Source organism: Brucella sp. NBRC 14130 (genome assembly GCF_040371715.1).
Taxonomy (GTDB): domain Bacteria; phylum Pseudomonadota; class Alphaproteobacteria; order Rhizobiales; family Rhizobiaceae; genus Brucella; species Brucella intermedia.
The window spans coordinates 91,227-117,063 of the sequence record NZ_BAABTE010000001.1; the positions used below are offsets into that span (position 1 = coordinate 91,227).

Sequence of the window (25,837 nt, forward strand, 5' to 3'; positions counted from 1 at the left end):
CCCTCAGCTTGCAGTAACGGACCGGAGCGCCTTGCGGCTTGCAACCGCGTCCGGCTTTTGTGACTGAAAATCCTGATAGGCCGCAATCGTCTGGACCGCGATGCGCGGCCAGGTGTAATTGTCGCGCACCAGTTTTGCACCGGCGGCACCCATCCGCGCCGCGCGATCCGGGTCTTCCAGAATCCGCTCAAGCGCCGCAGCGACCGCCATCGGATCGAGCGGGGAAACAATACCGGCCCCCGCCTCGCCCACCTCCGGAAAATGACAGGCATCGGTAATCGCCACCGGCACGCCGCAGGCAAGCGCTTCGGTAATGGCGACGCTGAACCCCTCCTGACGGCTGGGCAGGCAGAAACAGGCCGCTCGTTTGAGGGCGGCGATCTTGGCCGGGCCGTAAAGCCCGCCGGTCATGTGCACGCGCTCTTGCAGCCCGTATTGACGGATACGCTCGCGAAATTCGTCTTCCGCCCCGCCATCAGGACCAGCCACCACCAGATCGACATCGGGAAACAGGGGGGCAACCCGGCGAAAGGCATCGGCAAGGATGTCGAGCCCCTTCTTGTAGTGAAGCCGCGACAGAAACAGCACATAGGGCCGCCGGGGCAAGCTGCCCACATCGGCCTCTCCCCCCTCCACCTCGTTCAGAAAAATCCCATTCGGGATAATCACCGGCGGAGCCTTCAGGCCAAGGGGCCGCATCAGCTCGATCTCATCCGCATTCAGCGCATGGATAAAGGCCGCGCCGTCGAGCATCCGGCGAAAGCCCAGCCTCATGGCGAGTTTCTTCTTCCACGCGCTTTGCTGCATGCTCCACACGTCGAGCATCCCGCAGCAGCACACGCAATAGGGCACGGAAAAGCGGCGGCAGAGCATCGATGCGCGCAACAGATTGGTCTCCCACACGCCGTGCAGATGCACGAAATCCGTGGCCCGCAACAGTGCTTCCATCGCCTTCGCGGCAGCGCTTCCAGACCACGTTTCGCGCAGATCGGGCATTGGCAGCAACAGGGTGCGCACCCGGTCGAACCCAGGAATTGCAGCAGTCGCCGCGACAGCGCGCCTGCTCACCTCGTCGTCGCTGTAGCTTACGATTGTCACCTCATGGCCGAGCGCCGCCTGTGCCGCCGCCAGCCGCACCACGACCGCCTGCGGCCCGCCCTTGGCCGGATCGTAGGAGCCGATGACGTGGACGATGTTCATGCCGCCCTCTCCCCAAAGATCGCCGCAGCAAGCCTTTCGCCATAGCGTGACAGGGTATAATCGGCCGCACGCTCACGTGCATTTTCCCCCATCCGTTCCAGTGCCGCCGGATTGCCCGCCAGCTCCCGCAAGATTTCGGCCGTCTCCCTGACGTCGCGTATCGGCACGATGTAACCATCGACACCGTTGCGAACCACGCTGCCGGTATTTTCGGTACAGATCACGGGCAGTCCTGCGGCCAATGCTTCATAAACGGAAATCGCCGACCCTTCGCACAAGGACGGAAGCAGGAAAACATCGGCCCATTCAAACTGCTTGCGCATTTCGCTGCGCGGAATGGGGCCGGTCAATTCAACCGTTGCAGCCAGTTTTGCCTGCGCCTCGGGCAGGAGTTCCAGCGGCCCCACCATCCGGAACTCCGCCTGCCCCGCCAGCAGTTTTGAAACCGCGCCGACATAGGGCGAGCCCTTGCGCAATCCCACCGCGCCCACCGTCAACACGCGCAATTTGCCCGGCGCCCGCGCCTTCCGTTCGATCTGGAAGCGTGTATCGACACCGGTCGGAACCACGACGATCTTTTCGGGCGCGCAGCCTTCCTCGGCAACATGACGGGCAACGAAAGGCGACGGACACACGACCAGATCGGCGAGCTGCCATTCGGTTCGCTCACGTTCCGCGAAAGCCTCGCAATAGCCATCGTCTTCGACCGGCAATTGCCAGCCCGGATTCAGCAATTCCTCTTCCTGCCCCAGCCGATCGACAATCGCGCGCGGCGCGATAACCTGATCGACAGCGGTCCACAGCCCCGCTTTCCGCGCAGCCGACAGGACTTCCACGGCTTCGCCGCTGAACGCATAGACCCCGCCCGCGCCGTGGAAACCGCTTTCGGCCACCAGCCTGCCGAATGTTTCGCCCGCCCAGATCGCATTGGCGGTGGATTTCGGCCCGGTCTGGTTCGCCAGCCTGCGGATGGCGGAATGCAGTCCGAAAACCGGAAAGGTCGTCATCTGCTTCAGCGGGATTCCCTGCGGCTTGCGCCCGATCAGCCGCCGCACCGAGGATGGAAGCGCATTAGGCGGAACGCTGCCGAGCAGACGCGGCCATCCCTGAAAGGCGCAGATATCCGTATAGAAATGCGCCAGCCTCTGATTGTTTGCGAAAATGCGCGGGACCGCATAATGCCGGCGCGCGCCAAGCTGGCTGACAACGACCGAGCCTTCCATCACAGTTCCCTCGGCTGGAACTGGCGGTCAAGAACCGGCATGGCCTGCGGCACCACCTTTTCCTCAAGCCGCGAGATGGCGGACTGCCAGACGGCTGCGCCATATTCCCGCGAATAGGCGGTTTCCATCAGATAGCGGGCATTGTTGCCCATCGACATGCGTCCGACCGGCGAGTGGCGCAGATGAAGGATCGCGTCAACCAGCGCATCGACATCGCCGGGCCTCAAGGCCATACCGCACTGGAAATCGCGGACAATGGTGCCGATCTCGCCTTCCGTGTCGCCGATGAAGATTGTCGGGCGGGCGGCGGCAAGCACACCGTAAAACTTGCTGGGAACGATGCAATGTTCCAGTTCCGGCTTCAGCGAAACCAGATGCACATTGGCCGCGCCAAGGCTTTCGGAAAGCTTTTCCACGGGCTGGAACGGCTTCATCATTACATTGGTGAGGCCCCGCCGCCTGACCTCGCTTTCGACGAAACCGCGCTGCTGCCCTTCACCGATCATCAAAAACACGATGCTTTTCATGTGCTTGAGCCGCTCGGCTGCATCAAGCACCGTCTGAAACTCGTGCGCGCGCCCGAAATTGCCCGAATAGCCGATGACGAATTTGCGCCCGAGGCCCCAGGCACGACGGAGCGAATTATGCGCGGGCTCCACCGGAACGATCTCGTTTCGGTCAGCCCAGTGGTGAACCACGCTCAGGCTTTCCGCCGGAATGTCCCGCGTCGAAAGATAATGCGCCATGCGCTCGATCGGACAGATGGTCAGCGCCGACTGGCGCATCGACCAGTTGCGCAGGATGAGGGCAAGCCTGCCGGAAACCGTATTGGACCTGATGAGCCCCAGTTCCATCGCCGTTTCGGGAAAAAGGTCCATCACCCAGTTGACCAGCTTTGCCCGGCGAAGACGGACAGGCAGCGCAGCCGAAACCGACAGAAGCGGCGGATCGGTGCAGACGACGCAGACATCGTCCTTCTTGGCATTGGATGCGAACCATGCGGCAGCGGACAGATGGAAGGTCGCATAATCGACCGCACGCCCCACGAGCCTGCCGCGACCGAAGCCGGAGGTCCATATGCGGTGCACATCCACGCCGCCGATGGTCTCGCGCGCCGGGAGCACGTCCTTTCGCCTGTCGTGATAGCTGCGGCTTGCCAGCACCGTCGTTTCGATGCCTTCGCGCACCAGCGTGTGGGCAAGGCTCGTCACCATCCGGCTCGTCGCCGACTGGTCCGGATAGTAGTAACGATTGGCAAGCACCACACGCATGATTTCGCTTCCTGTGCATGTTTCTCTTGTGCAGAGGATCGCAACAGCGCAGCCGAACCCGCAAGAAACACAAAGGCATGGCAGGCACCGACAGCGGGCGAACCGCCTACCTCTTTGGGTGAAACAGGCCATGCCGGGCGCGCCGCAAGCCTCATCCTAAGAGGGAGGTTACAGCCCGCGATTGCCGTTTTGGAGCCGTTCTGCCCGCGCCGGAAATCGCTAACATGGCTCCATCGAGTTTCTGATCGGAGGCAGGGTCTTGCAGGAGAAAACAGCTCTCATCGTGGGTGTGACCGGACAGGACGGCGCTTATCTAAGCGAGCTTCTGCTCAAGAAAGGCTATCGCGTGCATGGTCTGAAACGGCGGTCTTCCTCGTTCAACACGGCCCGCATCGACCATCTCTATCAGGACCCGCACGAGGAGGACATTCGCTTCCGCCTGCATTTCGGCGACCTGACGGATGCGACCAATCTGTGCCGGGTCATTCAGGAAGTGCGGCCCGACGAGATTTACAATCTCGGCGCCCAGAGCCATGTGCAGGTGAGCTTTGAAACGCCTGAATATACGGCAAATGCCGATGCGCTCGGCACGCTTCGCCTGCTTGAATCCATGCGCATTCTGGGGCTCGGCAAGACCTGCCGCTTCTATCAGGCTTCCACATCGGAGCTTTTCGGCAACAGCTCGCCCACGGCCCAGAACGAACAGACGCCTTTTGCGCCGCGCAGTCCTTATGCGACCGCAAAGCTCTATGCCTACTGGACAACGGTCAATTACCGCGACGCCTATGGTTTCCATGCTTCCAACGGCATCCTGTTCAATCACGAAAGCCCGCTACGCGGCGAAACCTTCGTCACCCGCAAGATCACCCGGGCCGTCGCGGCAATCGAACGCGGCCTTCAGGACAGGCTTCGCCTCGGCAATCTCGATGCCCGCCGCGACTGGGGCCATGCCCGTGATTACGTCGAGGGCATGTGGCGCATCCTGCAGGAAGATGTTCCCGACGATTATGTGCTTGCCACCGGCGAAACGCATACGGTGCGTGAATTTGTCGAACACGCATTCAAGGCGGTCGACAAGGAGATCGAGTGGCACGGCGACGGCGTGGAGGAAATCGGCCGCGACCGCAAATCCGGCAATTGCCTGATCGAGATCGATCCGCGCTATTTCCGCCCGAACGAAGTCGATTTCCTGCTCGGCGATGCCTCCAAGGCGAAAAACCGCCTCGGCTGGCAGCATACGACCGGCTTCGACAATCTCGTCGCCGAAATGGTCGACTGGGATTTGCGCAACATCATGCGGGAGGTCGGACGCAATGACTTCTACGGCTGAGATCGCCCCTCTCTATTCGCTCGAAGGCAAGAAGATCTTCGTTGCCGGGCATACGGGCATGGTCGGTTCGGCCATCCTTCGCTGCCTGCAAGGCACGGATTGCGACATCATCACCGCCGCGCATAACACGCTCGACCTGACCCGGCAGGGGCCGACGGAAAATTTCATCAGCGGCCGCAAGCCGGATGTCATCATCATCGCCGCCGCCCGCGTCGGCGGAATTCTTGCCAATTCGCAATATCCGGCGGATTTTCTCTACGACAATCTCGCCATCGGCATGAACATCATCCGCGCCGCCCACCAGAACGGCGTCGAGCGCCTTTTGTGGCTCGGCTCAAGCTGCATCTATCCCCGCGACGCGGCGCAGCCGCTCACCGAGGACGCACTGCTGACCGGACCTCTGGAGCCGACAAATGAAGCCTATGCCATCGCCAAAATCGCCGGGCTGAAATATGCCGAGGCCTGCGCGCGGCAATATGGCAACCGCTTCATGACGGCGATGCCGACCAATCTCTACGGCCCGAACGACAATTTCGATCCCGAAAGCTCGCATGTGCTGCCAGCGCTAATCCGGCGGATTCATGAGGCCAAGGTGCGCGGCATCGATCACGTCACGCTGTGGGGCAGCGGCAAGCCCTTGCGGGAATTTTTGCATGTGGACGACCTTGCCGATGCCTGCCTGCACATGCTGCGCTTCTATGACGGCATCGAGCCGATGAATATTGGAACGGGCGACGAGATTTCGATCAGGGACCTGGCGCTGACCGTCGCCCGCGCCGTCGGCTATGAGGGCCGCTTCGAGCATGATCTCAGCAAGCCCGACGGCACGCCGCGCAAGCTTCTCGACACGTCGCGCATGCGGGCGCTTGGCTGGAAACCGCGCATCCGTCTGGAAGACGGCCTGCGCGACGTCTATCGCGATTGGGTGCGGGAAACCGCCGATCCTGTCGCGGCCTGAAAACCGGCGCTGAAAAATTCCTAATCCTGACTGGAGAAAAAGCTCGCCCTATGAGGGCGAGCCGCCGACCCTGCTCATGTCGAGCTCGACGCGCAGGATATCGCCGGGCTTGATCTCCGTGCGCTCATTGGCAACGATATCCTGGAAACTTCCATCAACGATGCGGCTGATCGAGAAGATCAGCTTCTGGCGCAGCGTGGACGAGGCGATATTGCCGGAGGACTTAGCGATTTCGGCCATGGTCTGAAGCTGCGCATTGCTGCGGCGCTCCATCCGGGCAATGTTGAGGTCTATGTCCTGCAAGGCCGTCGCAGCCTCGCTCTTGCGGATTTCGTCCAGATTGGCGATCCGCTGCTGCATGGCAAGCTGGTTCTGCCTCGCCCGCGCGAGGAAGGAGGCAAGCTCCAGCGCGGCACGCCGGGTCGCCGACAGATCGCGCTCCATGTCGCGCAGGTTGGACCTGGCGGCCAGTCCGCGATCCACCAGCGACTTGCTGGAATCCACATTCTCCTGCAACAGCCCGATTTCCGTGTCGTGCAGCTTGATGCTCTGCTGCAAGGTCTCTATTTCGTCGCCATAGCTCGCGGCCTGCGCTTCCAGCGCCTGACGCTCGGCGGCGAGATTGTTGCGGCGGACATTGAAGACGGTCTTTTCCCCGTCCAGCATCTGCTGCGTCAGCGCCGCCGTATCCTTGCTGGCGGCGGGCTGCTCCGGCAGGGCATAGTTAAATTCCGTGCCGTTCAGTTCCGCCTCGAAGCGGGCGCGCCGTATCGTCATGGCGGTGATCTGCATCTGCAAATCCACATATTCCTGCTGGACGGTGATAAGCTGCATCCCGGCGGTCAGCGCGGGCGTCTCGGCCTTGCCGGCCCCGCCGCCCAGCGCCATCAGTTCAAGCGCCACCATGCCGGGCCGGAACTGGTATTTTCCCGGCGCCTTCACGTCGCCGACGACAAACACCGGCGCGTACTGGTTGATGGTTGCAGTAACCGTCAGGCCGGGAATGTGCTGCGACAGCGACCCGGCGATTTTCTCGCCGATCTCGTTGATGGTAAGCCCGCTCACCGGAATATTGCCCACGATCGGATAGCCGATATTGCCGTCCACATCGACCGGGTAAAGACCCGTCAGGGAGGGCTGGCCATAAACTGTCACCTGCAACACGTCGTTGGCCCCGACCCGGTAGGCCTGCCCTTCACCAAGCGCGGCGAAGCTTCCGCCAGCCAGAATGAGCCCCGCGAGCATGGTGGCCCGCAGATGGGCGGCGATGCGGTTTTTCATGATCCTGTGTGCCATTGGCTTGCCCTCACGCCTGTTCCTGAACGCTGCCTGCGACCGGCTTTCGCCGCCGCGAGAAAATGCCGCTTAAAGCCTGCCCCGTCTTGCGCAGGCCCAGCCCGCACAGCGCGACGGGAAGCGTGATCCAGCTTCGATAGGACGCAATGTTCTGGTTCACCACCGCCAGCGCGGGCTTGCGCCCGAAGGAGGCCATCGTCTGTATCAGCGCATTGGTTGCAAGCTGGTCCTGGCGGTCTGACTGGACCACGAGCAGCGCCGTATCGGTTGCCCGCGAAAGGAGAACCGAGCGCTTGTCTTCCATGACCGCCGGAAGATCGACGAGAATGATCTTGTGATCGGCGCGAAGCTGGGCAATCAGTTCGGCCAGCCAGTCTCCCTCGCGCATCAGGCTGTTCGGCTTGATGATATCGATGCCGGAGCCATGATCGTGCACGAGCGTCGCGCCGGTGAGCTGCCGACCGGTGGATACACCGCCCAGATCATTGTGCGGCAGCCCGAAAGCCTCCGCCAGCCCCGACCGCCGGTTGGTCGCGTCGATGACTGCAACCGTCAGGCCGGTGGCGGCGATCTGTTGTGCGAGCGCGGTGATCAGCAGTGTCTTTCCCTCGCCGCTGGACAGGGAAACCACCGAAAGCGCCAGCGAATCCCGACCGCGCGTCAGCGCCCGCACACGATCATGCACGGACTTGATGGCGCGACCGAACGGGCTTGCCGGATCGAGACCGCGATTGACCAGAAGCGGCACGGTCATCTGCGGCGAGACCGGCAGCAGCGTCGCCGCCGGAATGCCGGGCAGCACCAGCGATGCCGTCTGTGCGGGCCTGATCTTGTCGAATGTTTCCTTCAGCATCGTGCCAGCAAGCGCAACCAGCCCGCCAAGCCCCAGCCCCAGCAACAGCCAGTTGGGCAGGTTCGGGCTGGCCTTGGCCATTGCCGGTTCCGCCGGAGAAATCATCTGCGCTTCCGGCACAGCCATGCCGTCCTGCTCGATCAGTTGCTTGTAACGCGTCAGATAGCTTTCATAGACCGTGCGGCTGGCATTGGCTTCACGGTCAAGCTGCACGGCTTTCACCTGCGCCTGATTGGCTTCGGCTAGATCGGCCTCCGCCTTCTTCAAGGCTTCTTCCAATCCGCTGCGCCGCTGGCGCGCTATCTGGATTTCGTTGCCGAGGCTCTTGATGATATCGCCGACCTGGCTGGAAATCTGCTGTTTCAACGCTTCCTGTTCGGCTTTCAGCACGGGAATTTCGGCGCTCTTCAGCGCACCGTTCGACTGCAATTCGCCAAGCTGCCGCTCGACGCGCGCCTGCTCGCTGCGCAATGTCTGGATCGCGGGCGACGCCAAAACTTCCGCCAGCGCGGGCGCTTCATCCTTATCCTTCAATTCTTCCGCCGTGCGCAGCCGCGCCTCGGCAAGCGAAACGGCGCCCGTCGCGGCAACGATCTCGCTGTTCAGCGCCGCCACGCGCTGGGCCTGAAAGCTGATCTGCCCCTGATCGCCCGCAAGCCGCGACTTCTGGCGGAATTCTTCCGCCGCGCGCTCCGCACTTTCAAGGTCGCTGCGCAAGTTTCCAAGCTTGTCGCCAAGCCACTCGCTGATGCGCCGCGTTGCCGATTGCTGCACGTCGATCTGGTGGTCGAGATAGGCGGTGGCGAACGCATTGGCGACCTGCGCCGCATAGACCCTGTCGGATGCGCGATAGGAAATGAAGATCGTGTAGGACCGTCCGTCATTGGTGACGCGCAACCGCGAAAGAAGCAGGTCTATCTGCTGGCGCTCACGCAAGGCTGGATCGACCTCGCGTGCGCCTTTGGCCTGCGAAGCCGCATCCGAGGCGGACGATAAAACCGTGCGCGAACGGAATTGCGTCGGCACGGTTATGTTCTCCGCTTGCAGTATGTCGATGACCTTGCGCGCCATCATGCGGGAATTGATGATATCGAGTTCCGATCGCAGAACGGGACTGTCCTGCGGCAGCGGCGTGATGGCGCTTTCATTGGGAAGCGCCTGCAACCGCCGCATATCCAGCACCAGCACGGACTCCGACACATAACTGACCGGCGCTGTGAGATAGCCTGCAAAACCGACGCCAATGCCCGCGACCACCGGCACGATCAGCATCATTTTTCTGCGTTTTATAATGTCGAGCAGGTCAGCCACCGGCTGCCGCCCGTTTCCTGCCGAAACGTCGGAGATAATCACCCAAATTCTCCTTCACGGAATAGTTCAGTCCGCTGAATGTCCCCTTGAGCGCCCCTTGAGCGGGCGTCGGGTCGCGCCCTATTGCAGGTCGGAAAACGATGTTTCCGACGGGAACAGCTCGTTGATGATGCAAGCCACCTCGGTGCGGTTGGATGCCTTCAGCTTCTTCATGATATTACGGATATGAACCTTCACGGTGCTTTCCCGCAGTTTCAGTTCATAGGCGATGATCTTGTTCGCCTTGCCCCGGCGCAGCGCATTGACCACTTCGGCCTGGCGCTGGGTGAACATTCCGCCGAGAGGCTGCAGGCGCTGCGAATTCGGATCGGTAGCGTGCCGCAGGGCGAGAACGCTGCTGGCCGGCACGAAGGTTCCTCCCGCCATGGCAAGCCGCAATGCTTCGACGCAGACATTCACATTGACCGAGGTGGGGATATAACCCTTCACGCCATGGTCGAGCGCCTTGAGGACCTGCGAGATTTCTTCCTTGTCGGCCAGAAGAATGACGGGCGCCGGGGCGCAGTCCGTAACGATGCGATTGAGATAATTGCCGACCGCTGGGTCGGAAACCTTCTGGCCGCCGATATTGAAAAGCACCGCGCCAGCCGTGCGGCCCCGACGCTGATGCTGCCACTGCTCGAACGAGCTGAATGTGGCAATCGACATTTCGATACTGTGATTGGTCAATCCGTGTGCCAGGCACTCGCGATCCAGCGCACGGTTATCTATGATAACCAGCAACGGCAACACGCTGTCACTGGGCAGTTCAGGCTTGAAGGAAGCATCTCTTGTCGCTCCAAAGCCGTTATTCTTTATTTCAGTGGTTCTGTTGCTGAATTTTGGTGAAATGTTCATTTGTTCGCCCTCTAACCCAATTTAATTACACGCCTCCGTTTCTTGCGCATGACAATCAAGCATGCGCATCGGTTACCCTGTTTTATTGATCTTTGTGATATATAGACAACCAACGGGGGAAACTAGTCTGGAAAGTTGCCTGAAATTTTCTACAGTGTCATTAACCTAGATTAAGGGCTTCGGCAAAATATGGTTTAGAAGAAGCGCGGATATATACCCAATTAGTGGTAGAAATTACTACCTTGCCAAAACAACCGCCCTCGATAAAACTCTTGCGATGCCCCGCTTCCGGGCGAGAGCGGGGAAAAACGAATGCGGGGACACCTGACTTAAAATTTATATTTCCTTTGCTGGGCGAAACGGCAGGTAGGCTCAATGGTGGTAAATGCCGACGAAGCAAAATCGCTGCGCCATTTTCTGGAAAGCGCGCCCATAGGCGCGGTTTTTGAAGAAAGCGATCTCAGCGTGCTCGCCGCCCTGCCCATGGCTTCCAAGACCTATGCCGCCCACACCGTGGTAAGCAGCCAGGGAGACTGGGCCAATTCGGTCCATATCATAAAGAGCGGCTGGGGCTGCATCTATCGCGATCTTCCCGATGGCGACCGCCAGATACTCGACTTTCCCATGAAAGGCGATTTTCTCGGTTTCCGCACTGGGCTCGGTTTTAACTATTACACGCTCATTTCGGTTACGGAGCTTTCCGTCCTCGAAATCTCGCTGGACCATCTCACCGAAAGCCTACTCAAATCGCCCCGCCTGGCCATGACGTTCATGGAACTGATGGCCCGGCAGCGTGCGATCCTGATCGAACATCTCATCAGCATCGGCCGCCGCAGCGCACTTGTTCGCATCGCCCATCTTCTGCTGGAACTCGGCCACCGGGCGCGCATCAACGGCACGGGCGACGAGAACAGCTTCTTTTGCCCGCTGACCCAGAGCGAACTTGCCGATGCGCTCGGGCTGACGCCGATCCATATCAACCGCATGCTGCGCGAACTTCGCGAAGACGAACTTCTGGTGTTCCGCAACAATGAGGTGGAGTTTCTCAACCGGTCAGCCCTCGTCCATATTTCCAGTTTCGACGAGCACTATCTGACCATGGAAATTTTCCCCCGTGTCCGGATCAGCCGGTAGGTCCGGGTTTCCGGTTTTGCAGTTCTTCAACAGTTCGTCATTTGCGGCGGGCTGGAATAGTTGCTCTCGTCGTCCTAGATTCTGGAGACATATCAAGGGAGCGCACATCATGACCTACAGCAAGAACCCGGAAGCGATTGCCAGGCTGACGCCGGAGCAATATCGCGTCACGCAGGAAAGCGGCACCGAGCGCCCTGGAACCGGCGAATATCTCTATAACAAGGAGCCGGGAATCTATGTCGACATCGTTTCGGGCGAACCGCTTTTCGCCTCTGCCGACAAATACGAGTCCCATTGCGGCTGGCCCAGCTTCACAAAGCCCATCGAACCCGCCAATGTCGCGGAACTGACCGATGTTTCGCATGGCATGGTGCGGACGGAAGTGCGTTCGGCCCATGGCGACAGCCATCTGGGGCATGTCTTTCCTGACGGCCCGGTCGATCGCGGCGGACTTCGCTACTGCATCAATTCCGCATCGCTGCGGTTCATTCCGAAGGACCGGATGGAAGCCGAAGGATATGGCCAGTATCTCGATCAGGTCGAAAATATCGGCTGAACGGAAGTCAAATCAAAGGCATGGCCGTGCGAAGTATTTGAAATAAAATTCGTGCGATTTGAAATTAATCCGGGTCCGGATTAATTGATCCACAGCCATTCCTTGCGCCTGCGAAGTAAGACTTCTTTCTGTCGCAATGATCACTAATCTGATCCCGCGCACCGCTTCGGCGGAATCAGGCAAATGCGCAGCCTCGGTATGATTATGCTATCACCACACATACCGAGGCTTTTTGGGGCTATCGACCGGCTTTCCGCCATCCCCTCGCCAATTACGTCCCCTTACCACCGGACGAGCCGCCCGTAACATCGGTTGCATTGGCTGCGTGAATTCCATTGCAAATAGCGGGCAATTATATTCAATATACTGTCCTGCTATTACTGGATGACGGATTTCGATCACGCGACATTTTGGGAGGCGGCTTGGATAGTGCGGTTGGGGCCTATCGGATCTATTCCGAAACGGAGTGCGCGGAGGCGCCGGCACTCGACTGGCCCTATGTCTGCGCATTGCATCTGCTTCGGAAACCTGTCGGAAACGCCATTTCGGAATTTCTCGCCGCAGTCGGCAATGCATCGCGGGCGGACCGGGCATGGATGATCGAATATACGCCCGATCTCCTGCGGTTTCGCAATTCGCATGAATGGTGCAAGGGCAGTACGACGCCCTATATTGCCGAGCTTCAGGAAGTTCCCACGACGCTGATCGCATGGCTGCACCGCTATCTGACCAGGGGACAGGCCGTCGCGGTTCACGACGTCCGCGGGCTGCCACGCACCGCCCGCGCCCTTCAGGCGGAGTTTCTGCGGCAGGGAAACCAGAGCATTCTCAGCATTCCCCTCTTTCATCACGACCGGCTGCGCGGGATCATCGGCTTCGATACGACAGTGGAAGCCAGACGATGGTCGCGCGCCGAGATCAAGGCCATGTTCCAGTGCGCAAGCCTGATCGCCCAGGCGAAATATGCGACGCCTGAAGACGAGCCCGGCAGGCATGAGGAAACCGACCCGACTTCGGTGATCTATGTCAGCAAACGCGGCGTGATGCGCGGTGTTTCACCGGAAGAAATCATAGGAGTCCGCTCGGCGGGCAATTACAGCGAGATATGGCTTGGCGACGGTTCCAAGGTTCTCGATTCCCGACCGCTTGGCATATGGGCGGGCATTCTTCCGCCAAGTCTCTTTTTGCGCATTCACCGCACGACATTCATCAATGTTCTGCATGTTTCGGACATAGACAGAAGCATGATCGACAAATGGCTGGTCAGGATGCGCGGCGTCGATCAGTCATGGCCGGTTTCGCGATCCTATCGGAAGCCTCTGCGGGAGCGAATGGGGTTCTAGCCTTGATTTCGCCATGATTTAGTCGGTTCTTCGCCACAAGAATCGATGCCAAAAGCGCACGCTTTCGTTCCGCAAACAGCATTTCGCTGCCGATTTCGCGGTATTCGCGGTTCTGCCTCAATTTGAAATCGCTGCTCAAGACAGGTCGAGATGCGCCTTGAGCGGCATGTCGTCATGCACCGGAACCGTCTGCCTTTCGATCATGCGATGGACCAGCGGCGGCTTGTCTCCCTTGTGCAAGGCGAGCAGCCTTTCCGACACTTCGGCATCGGCCTTGGTCCGGCGCTGGTTATGGCGGACATATTCCACCCAGGTCGGCACGTGATAGCTTTCCGTCCAGGTTTCCGGGTTCTCCAGATCGCGCAGCAGCACCCATTGCCGGGCGCCGTCGCGGATACGCATGCGCCGCCGCAAGGCCATGGCGGAAAGGAATGCGGGAACATCTTCCTGCGCGATCTTGTAGTCGACCATGATCATGATCGGGCCGCTGCGCGAACGAAGATCAAGCCGAAGCTGCGGCTCACTGAAACGGTTGAGCGGATCGAGATTGAGGGATTCGAACTCGGGCTGCGGCAGGAGAAGACCGATCAGCGCGCCGAAAACGAGCACGACAGCGGCAGCCAGAAGCGCACCCGGCACGTTATATTCATCCGCCACGGCGCCCCAGAGCCAGCTGCCCGCCGCCATTCCGCCGAAGGTCGCCGTCTGGTAAAGCGCCAGCGCGCGCCCCACTACCCAGCGCGGCGTGGAAAGCTGCACGGTGACGTTGAACAGCGACAGCGCCAGGACCCACGACACACCGGCAGGCAGCAGGAAAATGCAGCTGAGCCACATGTTCCGGCTGATCGACAGCAGGCCGCAGCTGACCGCAAAGGCGACGAAAGCCCCGCGCACCAGCCACTCATTGCCGAGAAGCTCGCGCAGCCGGGCGCTGAGCAAGGCACCGCCGATGGCGCCAAGCCCGAAGAAACCCAGCATGATGCCGTAGGTAAGCGCCGTTCCGTGGACGAGATCGCGGGCGACCAGCGGCAGAAGCGCCAGGATGACGATCGCGGACAGGCCGAACAGAAAGCCCCTGAACATCACTTTCAGCAGGTTCGGCGACATGGCCACATAACGCAGCCCCGCCACCATGGCCGGTCCCAGCGTTTCGCGCGGCAGGGTGGATTTGACCGTTTCCGGCTTCCACTGCCATAGCGCCAGAATGAGCGCACAATAGCTGAACGCATTGAAAATGAAGGCAAAAGCAGCGCCAGCCGCCGCAACGATGATACCGCCGATGGCGGGACCGATGCTGCGCATGAGATTGAAGCTCATGCTGTTGAGCGCCACGGCAGCAGGCAGGTCGGTGCGGGGCACGATGTCGCCCATCGACGCCTGCCATGAAGGATTGTGCAAGGCTCCGCCGCAGCCGATGAGGAACGTGAAGCTCAGCAGCATCCAGGGCGTCAATATGCCAAGATAGGCAAAAGCGGCCAGCGCGACCGAAATGACCAGCAGCAGAACCTGCGCAGTGAGCATGATGCGGCGGCGATCGAAATTGTCGGCCAGGGCACCGGCGGCGACCGAAAAGATCATCACGGGCAAGGTTGTCGAAGCCTGCACCAGAGCAACCATATCGTCCGAATGGGCGATGGTTGCCATCATCCAGCCAGCGCCGACCGTCTGCACCAGACCGCCAAGGTTGGAAACCAGTGTAGCTGACCAAAGCGCCCGGAATGTCTTGTATTGGAAAGGCGCGAGGGGGGAAATTCTCTGCGGCACCGGACGACCTCCCGTTCCATCTGCCTCACATAGGCGATACGTGAATCTCTCCCGGGGGACAAGGGGGATAGTGCCAAACTTGTCACGACATCCCATCAACGTTTATATGTGCTGTAAATATTGAGCCAACCCTTTATTCCTGATTATTATTTTTCCTGTTGGAGTGCAGTTGCCCATGGGCTTGCGAACAGCACAAATTTCTGACGCTTCTGTTCTCGCAGCCATCTCGATTGAGGTTTGGCTGGGCACCTACATCCGCCAAGGCGTGAACGCATTTTTTGCCGATTACGTTCTAAGCGAGTTCACGGAGGAAAAATTCCGGAGCCTCATCGAAGACGCCTATGAACATATTGTCGTTTCGGAGAATAAAGACGGTCTGGATGGCTTCACCCGGATCAGTTCCAAAAGCGCCGCTCCGATAGATAATTGTTCGACGATGGAAATTTCGACCCTTTACGTCCAGCCACGACATCACGGAAACGGGATCGGGCGAGCACTGTTGCAGGAAGCTTTGCGCCACGCGCGCGATGCGAAGGTTCCTTCCGTATGGCTGACCACGAACTCGGAAAATACCTCCGCAATCAACTTCTAGACGTCCCAAGGCTTTGAACGAATTGGAACAACGCACTTCCGGATTCAGAACCAGGCCTATTTGAACGACGTGTTTCGATATGCCTTTCTCTGACAACTGACAGGCCTGTTCGGGTCAGACGTCAAGGCTGACCCGGATTGACTCCATCCTTCGATTAGGTAGACTGGTCTACCTAATCATCCGGGCATATATTATGAGCGATTCCGCCACACCAACTTCCAAACCGGCGCGCGAGCGGCTTCTGCAAGCGGCAGCGGAATTGTTTTACGACGAGGGCATTTCGGCCACCGGGATCGACGCGATCATCCAGCGCGCGGGCGTGGCGAAGCAGAGCCTCTACAATAACTTCACCTCCAAGGCGGAGCTGGTGGCAACCTATCTGGAGCATCGCCACGCCGAATGGCTGGGCCTCTATGAAAAGCGGCTGGAGAAGGCAGCAGGCCCGATGGGCGGGCTGCTGGCGGTGTTCGACGCCTATCGCGATCACGCGGAATTTGCCTATGAACACGGGTTTCGCGGCTGCGGCCTTCTGAATGCGGCGGCGGAACTGCCGGCTGGCGATCCGGGCCGCGAGGCGGTGAGAAAGCACAAGGAAGAGGTCGAGGGCCTGCTCGTGACCCACCTCACCGGCCTGATCCCCGACGATCCGCCACGCGTCCGCCAGCTGGCCGTGCAGCTCTCCTTCATTCTCGAAGGAGCGATCATGCGGGCCGGGCTGGAGGGCAACAGTGCGCGTCTTGGCGAAGCCAGGGCGATGGTCGCAACGATTTTGAAACCCGTGTAAAAATGCAATCATCGAAAAGCTATTTTCTGGGCGTGGCCGCCATCATCGCCGCCTCCACGATCTGGGGGACAACCGGCACCGCGGCGACTTTCGCGCCCGAAGTCGGCGCGGCTGCAATCGGCGCCGCCGCCATGGGCCTTGGCGGGCTTGCACAGGCGGCAATCGCCTGGCGCGGCATCATCGCCTCGCGAAAGGCGCTCGCCGATCAATGGCGCATCCTGATGCTGGGCGCGATCTGCGTCGCCATCTATCCCCTCGCCTTCTATGCCTCCATGCGGATGGCGGGCGTAACCATCGGGACGGTCATTTCGCTCGGCTCCGCCCCGCTGCTTTCCGCCGGGATCGAATACAGGCAAAGCGGCTTTCGCCCATCGCTCCGCTGGCTGGCAGGGGCCACGATCGGCATCATCGGCATGGTCCTGCTCAGCATATCGGAGGATGGCGGCAGCCACGCCGTCTCCGCTGACGGCTCACCACTCATCGGCTCGCTGCTCGGCCTCGTGGCAGGCTTTACCTATGCGCTTTATTCCTCCTGCGCGCGCCAGCTGATGCAGGGCGGCATATCGTCGACGACCGCCATGGGCGCAACCTTCGGCATAGGCGGCATTCTGCTGATGCCGGTTCTGATCGCGACCGGCGGACCGTTTCTCGCCTCCTGGAACAATGCGGCAGTCGGGCTTTACATGGCTTTCGTGCCGATGTTCCTCGGCTATGTCTGCTTCGGCTACGGCTTGAGCCGCGTGGAAACAAGCGTGGCGACCACGATTACCCTGTTCGAACCGGTCGTCGCCGCGTTCTTCGCGGTGGTGATCGTCGGCGAGCGACTGTCCGCGCTCGGCTGGTTTGGCGTCCTTCTGGTCGTCATCTGCCTCGTCTGCATCACCATGCCGGCCCGCAGCGGCAAAAATCCGCTGGAAGTGCCCGAGCCATCAACCTGATGGGCTCGCGCTTTATCTGCATTGCGCGCATCTTTTCCAAAAACCGTTTCACACTTTTCGGGATGCGCTTTTCAGCCAGCCCTTCACGGCCTCCACGGATTCCGGATGGCGCGGCTTTCGCAGCGAAACCGCATAGAAATCCGCGCCAACCCGCAATTCGGTAGCCAGCGCCTGAACGAGACTGCCCGCGGCAATTTCCTTTTCCACGAAGAAGCGGCTTGCCAGCGCCAGCCCGTGCCCGGCGATTGCCGCATCGATGGCGAGCGAAGTCTGGTTGAAGCGCGTATTTTTCGGTGAAGCAGACACGCCGCCGGGAAACGCCTTTTCCAGATATCGCGGCCAGAAATTATGCGCATCGTGCAGCAGCGGATAGCGCTGCAGATTTTCCGGCAGGCCCGGATCGCCCAGCCTCTCGACCAGAACCGGACTTGCGACGGCAACGATCACATGCTCGAAAAGCAGCTCCGCATTCAGCCCCGGGCCGAAAGGCGGCTCGCCATACCGCACCGCGAGATCGACGGCATCTGTCTGGAAATTGGCAACCTTGTCGCTGGCGACAATGCGCAATTCTATATCGGGATGCGCCTGCGTAAATTCGGCCAGTCGCGGGATCAGCCATTTCGACGCGAAGGTCGGTGTCACGCTCACGGTCAGGTGCTGCGGCTCGGGTCGCAGCATTTCGGTCGCTTCCGAAAGCAGGTCGAATGCCCGTCGCACACTGGCGATATAGGCGCGGGCCGCCTCGGTCATGACCAGCGTGCGGGGTTGGCGTTCAAAGAGTTTCAGTGCAAGCTCCGCCTCAAGGCCGCGTATCTGCTGGGCCACCGCCGCCTGCGTCACGCCAAGCTCCTCCGCCGCCAGACGAAAGTTCAGATGCCGCGTGACGACTTCGAACACACGCAGACCATTAAGCGAGGGAAGTCTCTTCATGAACGGAACCCGATAGATTTTCTACTGTCCGACGTTACGCATTTTCGTTCGTCAGGATAATGGCTCTCGGCTATAACTGCAAAGAATGGTTATCGGCGGTTGACCGCTCGTGCAACATTTCCCCGAAAGGAAAGCATCATGACAGTAGAAAAAGTAGCGATTGTGACGGCTGGCGGAAGCGGTATGGGCGCCGCCGCCGCACGCAGGCTTGCGCAGGACGGTTTCAAGGTTGCAATCCTTTCGTCCTCCGGCAAGGGCGAGGCATTGGCGCAGGAACTGGGCGGCATCGGCGTCACCGGCTCCAACCAGTCGAATGATGATCTGAAGCGCCTTGTTGACCTTGTTCTGGAAAAATGGGGCCGTATCGACGTGCTGGTCAATAGCGCAGGCCACGGCCCGCGCGCGCCGATCCTCGAAATCACCGATGAAGACTGGCACAAGGGAATGGACACCTATTTCCTCAATGCGGTTCGCCCGGCCCGTCTTGTCGTGCCGACGATGCAGAAGCAGAAATCCGGCGTCATCATCAATATCTCGACCGCATGGGCCTTCGAGCCGAGCGCCATGTTCCCGACTTCGGCGGTGTTCCGTGCCGGGCTTGCCTCCTTCACCAAGATTTTCGCCGACACCTATGCCGCCGACAATATCCGCATGAACAATGTTCTTCCGGGATGGATCGACAGCCTGCCGAAGACGGAAGAGCGCCGCGCCAGCGTTCCGTTGCAGCGCTATGGCAAGAGCGAGGAAATCGCCGCGACGATCTCGTTCCTCGCATCGGATGGCGCCGCCTATATCACCGGGCAGAACCTGCGCGTGGATGGCGGGTTGAGCCGTTCGGTGTGATGGGCGTTTGGAACGGTCGTCCGCCGCATGGCGGCGACCGTTGTGCGTACCGGCGAAGCTGCTAGACTGGAGATACAGCCTTGCTCCTTTTTCGGTCTAAAGCTCGATCTTTAGTAGCATCAATAGAAATACAACTTGTCACGCCAGATCGTAACCGCAGCAAAAATACCTGCAAAGAGCGCGACAATCATAATAGCACCACCGGCTAAAGCGGCTCCAAACACTTCTACAAAGACGCTGAGAATGTCTACGACAATTTTCATAATCCCATGATATCCGCCATCGGAGATATTCACGCCCGCCTGAATCTTGTATCCAACAAGAAATATAAAGCCGAAGACAGCAGAGGTAAGAGCGATGTAAAACAACTTCCTTAATCGTATCATTAGTGCCTTCCATTATTCATTTCATTCTACATTACAATATTATTGGACCGCTATTCAGCGCCATCCATCCAGCTCATCGAACTTGATTGCGTCCGGACACTCGCCCAGCTTGATGCCGGGGCTTCCTTACGTTGAAAACGAGGGGCTTTTCAATCGCCTCTGTCGTCTCGGGTCGCTTGATCTTTACGCCTTGGATTTTTTCCGCGTCTTTTTTGCTTGATTATGCGCGATGGCAGCGTGAACGAGCGCGATGAAGGCGTCTTCATCCACCGTTTCACCCTCGCTGATATCCAGCGCGCGGCGCGTATTGCCTTCGAGACTGGAATTGAAGATGCGGGCGGGGTCGTCCAGCGCCGCGCCATTGGCGAAAGTCAGCTTCACGACGTTCTTGTAGGTCTCGCCGGTGCAGATGATGCCGTCATGCGACCAGACCGGAACGCCGCGCCATTTCCATTCCTCAACCACTTCCGGGTCGGCTTGCCTTATGAGTGCGCGCATTCTGGCAAGCGTCTCGCCGCGCCAGTCGCCAAGCTCCGCAATGCGCCCATCAATCAGCCTCGACGCTTCGTTATCGTCTGCCATGAAGTCCTCCCCTGGTCTAAATTGTAAATTCGTCCGGCCGTGGTGGCATCACGAAACTGCATCTACATTTTCTCGCCCGGCAGGCGGCTCGCCTGTCCGATCCAGTCCGCAAGCTGGGTTTCGTCCACCGCGTCATGCTCGTGGATGTGGAAGTAGCGCGTATCCTTGCTCTTCGATCCGACTGGCGGCATCGGCTTCAGCCCTGCGCCGCGAAAGAACGCAACCTTTATATATTTCTCGAAGCAATGATAGCTGAGGAACCAGCCCTCTCCCTTCATGCCGTAAAACGGCGAGTTCCATTTGACCGCCTTATGCACATCCGGCACCGTGCGCACGATCAGGGCGTCGAGGCGGCGGCCTGCCTCGCTCTTCCAGCCCGGCATGGCCGCGATATAGGCCTGCACCGGCCCATCCCCTTCCCCCTTGGCGATCTGCGGGTTGCCGCCCGATAAAAGTACCGGGCCGTCAGGTTTCTTTTCGGCCATGATGCTTCCTCCACCTTTTCCAACGAGGACCATAACATCCGGGCCGGTTTGCACCCAAGCCCCGGATGAGTGGAAAGAACGACTCCCGTTTAGGCCCGGCCTCATGTAAGCCAGACGCACGATATCAAACGAGAAAATGGCGATGAGACGATTTTTCTACCTTTCGGCACTCGGATTTGCGCTGGCCTTTCTGTCGCCGGGCCAGATGAAGCGCGCCTTCGCGGAAGAGGATCTTCCTCGCCTCCTGCCGGAACCGGGCGTGAGCGCCCATATCGAAAGGCGCGAAGAGGGCTATGTTCTGATCCAGCCCGACGGATCGAAACTGGTCTTGCTGGATTCCGACTGGCTCACCGGGCTCGACGGACCTGTCGGCTTTGACACCGCCGACTATGATTTCGATGGCTATACGGACCTCGCGTTGCGTGCCCGCGAGGCGGGAAGTCTCGACGTCGGCGTGGCGCTTTATCTCTACGATCCGAAAACCAGATCTTTTTCTCCCCTGATCATCGAGGACGAACTTGGCGGAAAACTGAACTGCGGCGAACTGTGGAATGTCGAGCGCATCGTGGAGCGAAAGCTGATCAAAAGCAGTTGCAGCCGCGACGGGCATTATACCCGGGTGGATATCCTGTCGATCGGCCCGGACAAGTCACCACGGCTTGTGGAGCAGTCGCGCCCGGAGGAACAGATGTCCGGCTGGCCCTATATGGAAAAGCCCATGCGCATGGTCACTTACGACCCGCAGGGGAATATCGTCCTCGAACTGCCGCTGGCGCCCGATGAAACGGAACAGGGCTGGGAAGTTCCGATAGAAAAGCTGGCGCTTTACAGCAATCCTGACCGGGAAAGCGCCACAAATTCCCATCTGGTCCGGGGCGACAAGGCGCGCAAGCTCGCTTTTGCCGGTAGCGACTGGATGAAGATCGCCTATCAGGACAAGACCGGGCCGCTTGAACGCTGGATATCCCTGAGCGAAGCCTATGACCTTGCAGAATGGCAGGCGGAAAACGGGCAGAAGCCGCAATCCCTGCAGCTTGGTCTCGCGGATTACAGCGATGTCGACAAGGACCAGGATTACTACAGGCACCTGTTCACCCTGACGCTGGCGAACAAGGGGAGCGAAGCGGTGGAACTGAGCTATGCCGAGTTGCATCTGCTTTTCACCTGCGCCGACGGCCAGCAGACCACCCACAAGCTCTACGACCTTTTCAACAAGACCATTGAGCCGGGAAAGAGCGAAACGCTCGACGACAATCCCGTTCAGAAGCGCGACGGCCAATATGTCATCTACCATCCGGTTGGCGATGAAGACGCCTATTCGTCGTTCTTTCCGCAAGGACTTCCCGCCGGGAAATACAGAATCCGCCCTGTCGTGACCGGCCCCAACCTCAAAGCCCCCATTTATGGCCGGGACGAGATCGAGATGGACTATCCGCCCCGGCTACCGGACAGCCTGATCGACCCTTGATCCGGCGCTCGACCGGGCAAGGGCTGCAAGCGCCATGCCCATCGGCAGGGCGGGGGCGAACAGGAAGCCCTGCCCGCTGCTGCAGCCAAGCGCGCACAGCATGTCCCGGTCTTCCTCGGTCTCGATGCCTTCGGCGGTCACCTTGACGCCGAGGGCGTCAGCCAAAGCGACCATCGCCCGCACGATGTGCTGGTCGCCCTCCGATTCCGCGATGCCGCGCACAAACACCTGATCGATCTTGATCTTGTCGATGAGACCTTTCTTCAACGAAGCAAAGGTCGCAAAGCCGGTGCCGAAATCGTCGAGCGCGATGGAAACACCGGCATTCGACAGCGCATCCAGACTGTCATTCATCCCGCGCTGGTCGAAGGGCGCCTCCTCCGTGATCTCGATTTCCAGCATGGAAACCGGCAGGTCGCGTCGTTCCATCTGGGACAGGATTTCGTGCGGAATGCGGCCTCCCGCCATTTCGCGCGGCGACAGGTTCATGGCGACCGTCAGATCGCAGCGACCGCTTTCGGTGAGCTTGTCGATCATCTCGCAGCAATTGAAGAAGACATTCTTCGTAAGCTGCCGCACCACGCCCACTTCGCAGGCAACATCGATGATTTCAGGCGGAGCGATGGTGCCGTGCTGCGGATGGTCCCAGCGCAGCAGCGCCTCGAAGCCCACCATCCTCCCGCTGGAAAGTTCCACCACCGGCTGGAAATAGGTCTGTATCTGCCCGGTCTCGATGGCGATGCGCAGATCGCGCTCGATGCTCTGCTTGCGCTCCCACTCGTGATGCAGGCGCTTTTCGAAAAAGTAATATTCGTTGCGGCCACGCCTCTTGGCGGCATAAAGCGCGAAATCGGCGCGCAGCAGCATTTCGACCGGGTCGAGCCGCTCCAGCCGGCAGATGCCGACGCAGGCGCCGATCTCGACCGACAGGATGCCTTCATAATGAGCGCTCAGGCTGCCGATGATGCGCGCCGCGACCAGCCCCGCCTCGATGGTCGCCGATGGTTCGGGATAGACGAGCACGAATTCATCGCCGCCGATGCGCGCCAGCACGGAGCGCTCGGGTGAAATCTGCCGGATGCGCTGCGCGATGGCGACGAGGAGATCGTCCCCCACCTTGTGTCCGTAGGTATCGTTGACGGACTTGAACCCGTCGAGGTCAATCAGCATGACGATGAAAGGGCCTTCCGCGACGGGAAAAAGCCGGATGGAGTTTTCCAGCCCGCGCCGGTTGAAGAGGCCGGTCAGCGGGTCTTCCTGCGACTTGAGCGCCATTTCGTCGGCCAGCTGCTTGGCCTCGTGCTTCAGCCTGCTTGTCTGGATGAAGCGGTTCTGCCCCAGTAGCGCGCCGCGCGTAAGCCCGCACCAGAACAGCACGACGGAAACGGCGATCACGCCGCGTTGCAGGTCAGCTTGCACGGCCAGACATATCACCGTCACGACGAGCGGCGGGGTTATGAAATTGATCGCAATCGAAGCATAGGACGAACCGTAGGTGACGGCGCCCGCGCAAATTCCGGCAAGGATGACGAGATAGACCGGCGATTGCGGGTCGGTGAACCCGCTGGAAAGGACGGCGACGCCGGACCAGAAAAAGCCGGACAGGGCGGCGAGAAACTGGAACCGCCTGATCTGGCGCTGCAAATCCGCGACATTTTCAATCGGCGCCTGGCGGCGGCTATAGGCAATTGCCTCGAAGAAGCGCAGCGCATTGACGATATTGACGAGCGCGAACCAGACGATCGACTCCCAGAAATGCCCGGCGGCGCTCTGCACCAGCACGATGAGCACCGAAAGAATCGTGCTTATGGGCATCGAGAAGCGAGCGCCCTCGCAAATCTCGCCAAGCTGGTCCGCCAGTATCTTGTCGGCTATCGGACTGTCGTGGCTGCCATATGCCGACCTGACCAGTTGAAGCCAATATGCAGTTTTCGACCCCATCGATACGCAACCACCGGCCAGAGCACGTTCAGCTTTTCCCGATCGGGACGCCCCCGAGTTTCCGACCAGAAAGGAATGCAGAAAACCTGCCCCCAACTGCCAAGTATAACATGCACTTTATCTAAAATGCCAATGGTCCAGCGGATCAATCGATACAATTACTTCGGTGGATGGGGCATACCACCCGGCAGGCCCCATCCAGCGTGGTCTCAAAAAAGCAGGGTCACTCGGTCGCGGGTTCTTCCGCCGTCAGCAGCAGCTTGTCGATGCGTCGCCCGTCAAGGTCGACGATCTCGAACACCCATCCATTCTTGACGAAGGTTTCGCCCACATCCGGCAGGTGTTTCATTTCCTCGAGCGCAAGTCCGGCAACAGTGTTGTATTCCGCGTCCTCATCGATCGGGAAACGCAGGAATTCCGAGAATTCGTCAATCGGCATCCAGCCGGAGACGAGATAGGAACCATCCGCACGGCGAACGATCGCCTTTTCCTCGATATGGTCCTCTTCCTGCATGGCGCCGATGATTGCCTCGATCACGTCGCCCGCAGTAATCACCCCTTCAAAATGGCCGTATTCGTCATAGACGAGCACCATATGCGTCGGCGTGCCGCGAATGGCCTCCACCACGTCCAGCGCATCGGAAAAATCCGACACGACCGGAACGTCCCGGACGATCTCGCGCAGATTGACGCTGCCCGTGGAGGAAAGCTGGTTGAAGAAATCACGCACTTGCAGGACGCCGATCACTTCATCGGAATTCTCGCCGCGTACCGGCAGCCGTGAACGGCTCGTATTGTGAAGCTGTTGGCGGATTTCGTCGAAACTGTCTTCAATATCGACCATTTCGACGTCCATGCGCGGCGTCATCAGTCCGCGCGCCGTCCGGTCTGCAAGGCGCATCACGCCTGCGATCATGCGGGATTCTTCCGTCTCGATCACGCCCGCGCTATGCGCTTCGGCGAGAACGGACTTGATCTCTTCATCGGTCACGCCGTCGCTCGACTTGCCGGACTGACCGAGCAGCTTGAGGACCAGACGGCCCGACGTATCGAGAAGCCAGACGAGCGGCGCAGCCATTTTCGACAGGAGCGTCATGGTCGGAGCGACGCGGCTTGCCACCGCCTCCGGCTCGCGAAGCGCGATCTGCTTCGGCACGAGTTCCCCGACGATCAGCGACAGATAGGTGATGACCACCACGACCGAACCGACGCCGAGCGCATCGGCAAGGGCCGGCGATATGCCCTGCGCCAGAAGCCAGCCGGAGAGACGGGCACCCAATGTCGCGCCCGAAAACGCACCTGACAGAATGCCGACCAGCGTAATGCCGATCTGGACGGTGGACAGGAAACGGCCTGGATTATCGGCAAGCTCGATGGCCATGCGGGCGCCGCGGCTGCCCTTGTCCGCCATTACCCTCAGTCGTGCCGGGCGGGAGGAAACCACTGCGAGTTCCGACATGGCGAGAACACCATTGAGGATCGTCAGCAGCACGACCGTAATTATTTCAAAATACAAAACTGCCCCTCGGGATCAGATGATCGGAATATAGAGCGTTTCCAGTTAAAACGGGTTCGCAGAACCGCTCTATCTCTTTTTGTCTACGCATTATCCTATGCAAAACCGCTTCGCGCTTTTGCTGGAAATGCTTTAATAATAGAAAGGAACGCCCCCTCTTTCCAGAGGCGGCCCGCATAAAATACTGCGATACTGTCACAATAACAGTCATGATGCGCTTTCTTCTGGCTCGCTTC

Annotated in this window: 23 protein-coding genes; 10 read left to right on the forward strand and 13 right to left on the reverse strand. The window is 59.7% G+C overall.

All coding sequences use genetic code 11. The features are described from left to right. Positions 1–3 precede the first annotated feature (3 nt). From ABWW28_RS00370 to ABWW28_RS00380, 3 genes are read right to left on the reverse strand one after another with little or no spacing between them, the layout of a single operon-like run. A complete protein-coding gene (locus tag ABWW28_RS00370) occupies positions 4–1,200 on the reverse strand; it encodes a glycosyltransferase (RefSeq protein ID WP_176587926.1) in 1,197 nt (398 codons plus the stop codon). Continuing rightward, complete coding sequence (locus tag ABWW28_RS00375; protein WP_176587927.1) at positions 1,197–2,423, reverse strand: glycosyltransferase family 4 protein; 1,227 nt, start codon at positions 2,421–2,423, stop codon at positions 1,197–1,199. Before ABWW28_RS00375 ends, ABWW28_RS00370 begins: the two co-directional genes overlap by 4 nt. Beyond that, a complete protein-coding gene (locus tag ABWW28_RS00380; protein WP_006470354.1) occupies positions 2,423–3,694 on the reverse strand; it encodes a glycosyltransferase family 4 protein in 1,272 nt (423 codons plus the stop codon). The genes ABWW28_RS00375 and ABWW28_RS00380 overlap by 1 nt, the downstream gene beginning before the upstream one ends. Before the next feature lie 259 nt (positions 3,695–3,953). Between ABWW28_RS00380 and gmd the strand changes: the two genes are divergently transcribed. Together gmd and ABWW28_RS00390 are read left to right on the forward strand one after the other, a co-directional pair. Beyond that, positions 3,954–5,024, forward strand: coding sequence for a GDP-mannose 4,6-dehydratase (gmd, locus tag ABWW28_RS00385; protein WP_176587928.1), 1,071 nt, complete (start codon positions 3,954–3,956; stop codon positions 5,022–5,024). Next, positions 5,008–5,982, forward strand: coding sequence for a GDP-L-fucose synthase family protein (locus ABWW28_RS00390; protein WP_151658757.1), 975 nt, complete (start codon positions 5,008–5,010; stop codon positions 5,980–5,982). Before gmd ends, ABWW28_RS00390 begins: the two co-directional genes overlap by 17 nt. A 48-nt stretch (positions 5,983–6,030) precedes the next feature. On the opposite strand, the gene ABWW28_RS00395 is transcribed toward ABWW28_RS00390, so the two are convergent. From ABWW28_RS00395 to ABWW28_RS00405, 3 genes are all read right to left on the reverse strand, one after another. After that, positions 6,031–7,278: a polysaccharide biosynthesis/export family protein gene (locus ABWW28_RS00395; RefSeq protein ID WP_176587929.1), complete on the reverse strand. Its 1,248-nt coding sequence runs from the start codon at positions 7,276–7,278 to the stop codon at positions 6,031–6,033. Between the two features lie 10 nt (positions 7,279–7,288). Beyond that, positions 7,289–9,484: a GumC family protein gene (locus ABWW28_RS00400; RefSeq protein ID WP_176587930.1), complete on the reverse strand. Its 2,196-nt coding sequence runs from the start codon at positions 9,482–9,484 to the stop codon at positions 7,289–7,291. A gap of 78 nt (positions 9,485–9,562) precedes the next feature. Further along, positions 9,563–10,339 (reverse strand): response regulator transcription factor, encoded by a 777-nt coding sequence (locus ABWW28_RS00405; RefSeq protein WP_006468628.1) that lies wholly within the window; start codon positions 10,337–10,339, stop codon positions 9,563–9,565. A gap of 375 nt (positions 10,340–10,714) precedes the next feature. On the opposite strand from ABWW28_RS00405, the gene ABWW28_RS00410 reads away from it, so the two are divergent. The 3 genes from ABWW28_RS00410 to ABWW28_RS00420 all read left to right on the forward strand — a co-directional run bounded on the left by ABWW28_RS00410 (position 10,715) and on the right by ABWW28_RS00420 (position 13,372). Then, a complete protein-coding gene (locus tag ABWW28_RS00410; RefSeq protein WP_006468627.1) occupies positions 10,715–11,473 on the forward strand; it encodes a Crp/Fnr family transcriptional regulator in 759 nt (252 codons plus the stop codon). A 109-nt stretch (positions 11,474–11,582) separates the two neighbouring features. Next, on the forward strand, positions 11,583–12,029 hold the full coding sequence (gene msrB / locus ABWW28_RS00415) for a peptide-methionine (R)-S-oxide reductase MsrB (protein ID WP_176587931.1): 447 nt from the start codon (positions 11,583–11,585) through the stop codon (positions 12,027–12,029). A gap of 422 nt (positions 12,030–12,451) precedes the next feature. Beyond that, entirely contained in the window at positions 12,452–13,372 is a 921-nt protein-coding gene (locus tag ABWW28_RS00420; RefSeq protein WP_176587932.1) for a GAF domain-containing DNA-binding protein, read from the forward strand. Positions 13,373–13,507: 135 nt separating this feature from the next. Here the strand turns inward: ABWW28_RS00420 and ABWW28_RS00425 are convergent, their stop codons facing one another. Further along, positions 13,508–15,136 (reverse strand): MFS transporter, encoded by a 1,629-nt coding sequence (locus ABWW28_RS00425; RefSeq protein ID WP_176587933.1) that lies wholly within the window; start codon positions 15,134–15,136, stop codon positions 13,508–13,510. Between the two features lie 175 nt (positions 15,137–15,311). Here ABWW28_RS00425 and ABWW28_RS00430 point away from each other — a divergent pair, with 175 nt between their 5' ends. The 3 genes from ABWW28_RS00430 (at position 15,312) to ABWW28_RS00440 (ending at position 17,450) form a co-directional block, all read left to right on the forward strand. Continuing rightward, positions 15,312–15,728, forward strand: a complete 417-nt coding sequence (locus ABWW28_RS00430) for a GNAT family N-acetyltransferase (protein ID WP_247886197.1) — start codon at positions 15,312–15,314, stop codon at positions 15,726–15,728. A 193-nt stretch (positions 15,729–15,921) separates the two neighbouring features. Next, positions 15,922–16,512 (forward strand): TetR/AcrR family transcriptional regulator, encoded by a 591-nt coding sequence (locus ABWW28_RS00435; protein ID WP_151569639.1) that lies wholly within the window; start codon positions 15,922–15,924, stop codon positions 16,510–16,512. A 2-nt stretch (positions 16,513–16,514) separates the two neighbouring features. Next, positions 16,515–17,450 (forward strand): DMT family transporter, encoded by a 936-nt coding sequence (locus tag ABWW28_RS00440; protein WP_176587934.1) that lies wholly within the window; start codon positions 16,515–16,517, stop codon positions 17,448–17,450. A gap of 48 nt (positions 17,451–17,498) precedes the next feature. Here ABWW28_RS00440 and ABWW28_RS00445 read toward each other — a convergent pair whose 3' ends face one another. Further along, complete coding sequence (locus ABWW28_RS00445; protein ID WP_176587935.1) at positions 17,499–18,380, reverse strand: LysR substrate-binding domain-containing protein; 882 nt, start codon at positions 18,378–18,380, stop codon at positions 17,499–17,501. Between the two features lie 138 nt (positions 18,381–18,518). On the opposite strand from ABWW28_RS00445, the gene ABWW28_RS00450 reads away from it, so the two are divergent. Then, the gene (locus ABWW28_RS00450) at positions 18,519–19,223 is read left to right on the forward strand and encodes an SDR family oxidoreductase (protein ID WP_006470358.1); all 705 of its coding nucleotides are present in this window, start codon (positions 18,519–18,521) and stop codon (positions 19,221–19,223) included. Between the two features lie 119 nt (positions 19,224–19,342). Here ABWW28_RS00450 and ABWW28_RS00455 read toward each other — a convergent pair whose 3' ends face one another. From ABWW28_RS00455 to ABWW28_RS00465, 3 genes are all read right to left on the reverse strand, one after another. Continuing rightward, positions 19,343–19,609 carry a hypothetical protein gene (locus ABWW28_RS00455; protein ID WP_006468617.1) on the reverse strand — a complete coding sequence of 89 codons (267 nt, stop codon included), beginning with the start codon at positions 19,607–19,609 and terminating at the stop codon, positions 19,343–19,345. Positions 19,610–19,792: 183 nt separating this feature from the next. Beyond that, a complete protein-coding gene (locus ABWW28_RS00460) occupies positions 19,793–20,191 on the reverse strand; it encodes a DUF1801 domain-containing protein (RefSeq protein ID WP_176587936.1) in 399 nt (132 codons plus the stop codon). A gap of 62 nt (positions 20,192–20,253) precedes the next feature. Next, on the reverse strand, positions 20,254–20,676 hold the full coding sequence (locus ABWW28_RS00465; RefSeq protein WP_176587937.1) for a DUF1801 domain-containing protein: 423 nt from the start codon (positions 20,674–20,676) through the stop codon (positions 20,254–20,256). 142 nt (positions 20,677–20,818) lie between these two features. On the opposite strand from ABWW28_RS00465, the gene ABWW28_RS00470 reads away from it, so the two are divergent. Next, positions 20,819–22,144: a hypothetical protein gene (locus ABWW28_RS00470; RefSeq protein ID WP_353389768.1), complete on the forward strand. Its 1,326-nt coding sequence runs from the start codon at positions 20,819–20,821 to the stop codon at positions 22,142–22,144. Here the strand turns inward: ABWW28_RS00470 and ABWW28_RS00475 are convergent. Together ABWW28_RS00475 and ABWW28_RS00480 are read right to left on the reverse strand one after the other, a co-directional pair. After that, positions 22,118–24,085 (reverse strand): putative bifunctional diguanylate cyclase/phosphodiesterase, encoded by a 1,968-nt coding sequence (locus tag ABWW28_RS00475; protein WP_176587939.1) that lies wholly within the window; start codon positions 24,083–24,085, stop codon positions 22,118–22,120. The two genes, ABWW28_RS00470 and ABWW28_RS00475, sit on opposite strands and share 27 nt — an antisense overlap. A gap of 223 nt (positions 24,086–24,308) precedes the next feature. Continuing rightward, the gene (locus tag ABWW28_RS00480) at positions 24,309–25,601 is read right to left on the reverse strand and encodes a hemolysin family protein (protein WP_063620492.1); all 1,293 of its coding nucleotides are present in this window, start codon (positions 25,599–25,601) and stop codon (positions 24,309–24,311) included. Positions 25,602–25,837 lie beyond the last annotated feature (236 nt).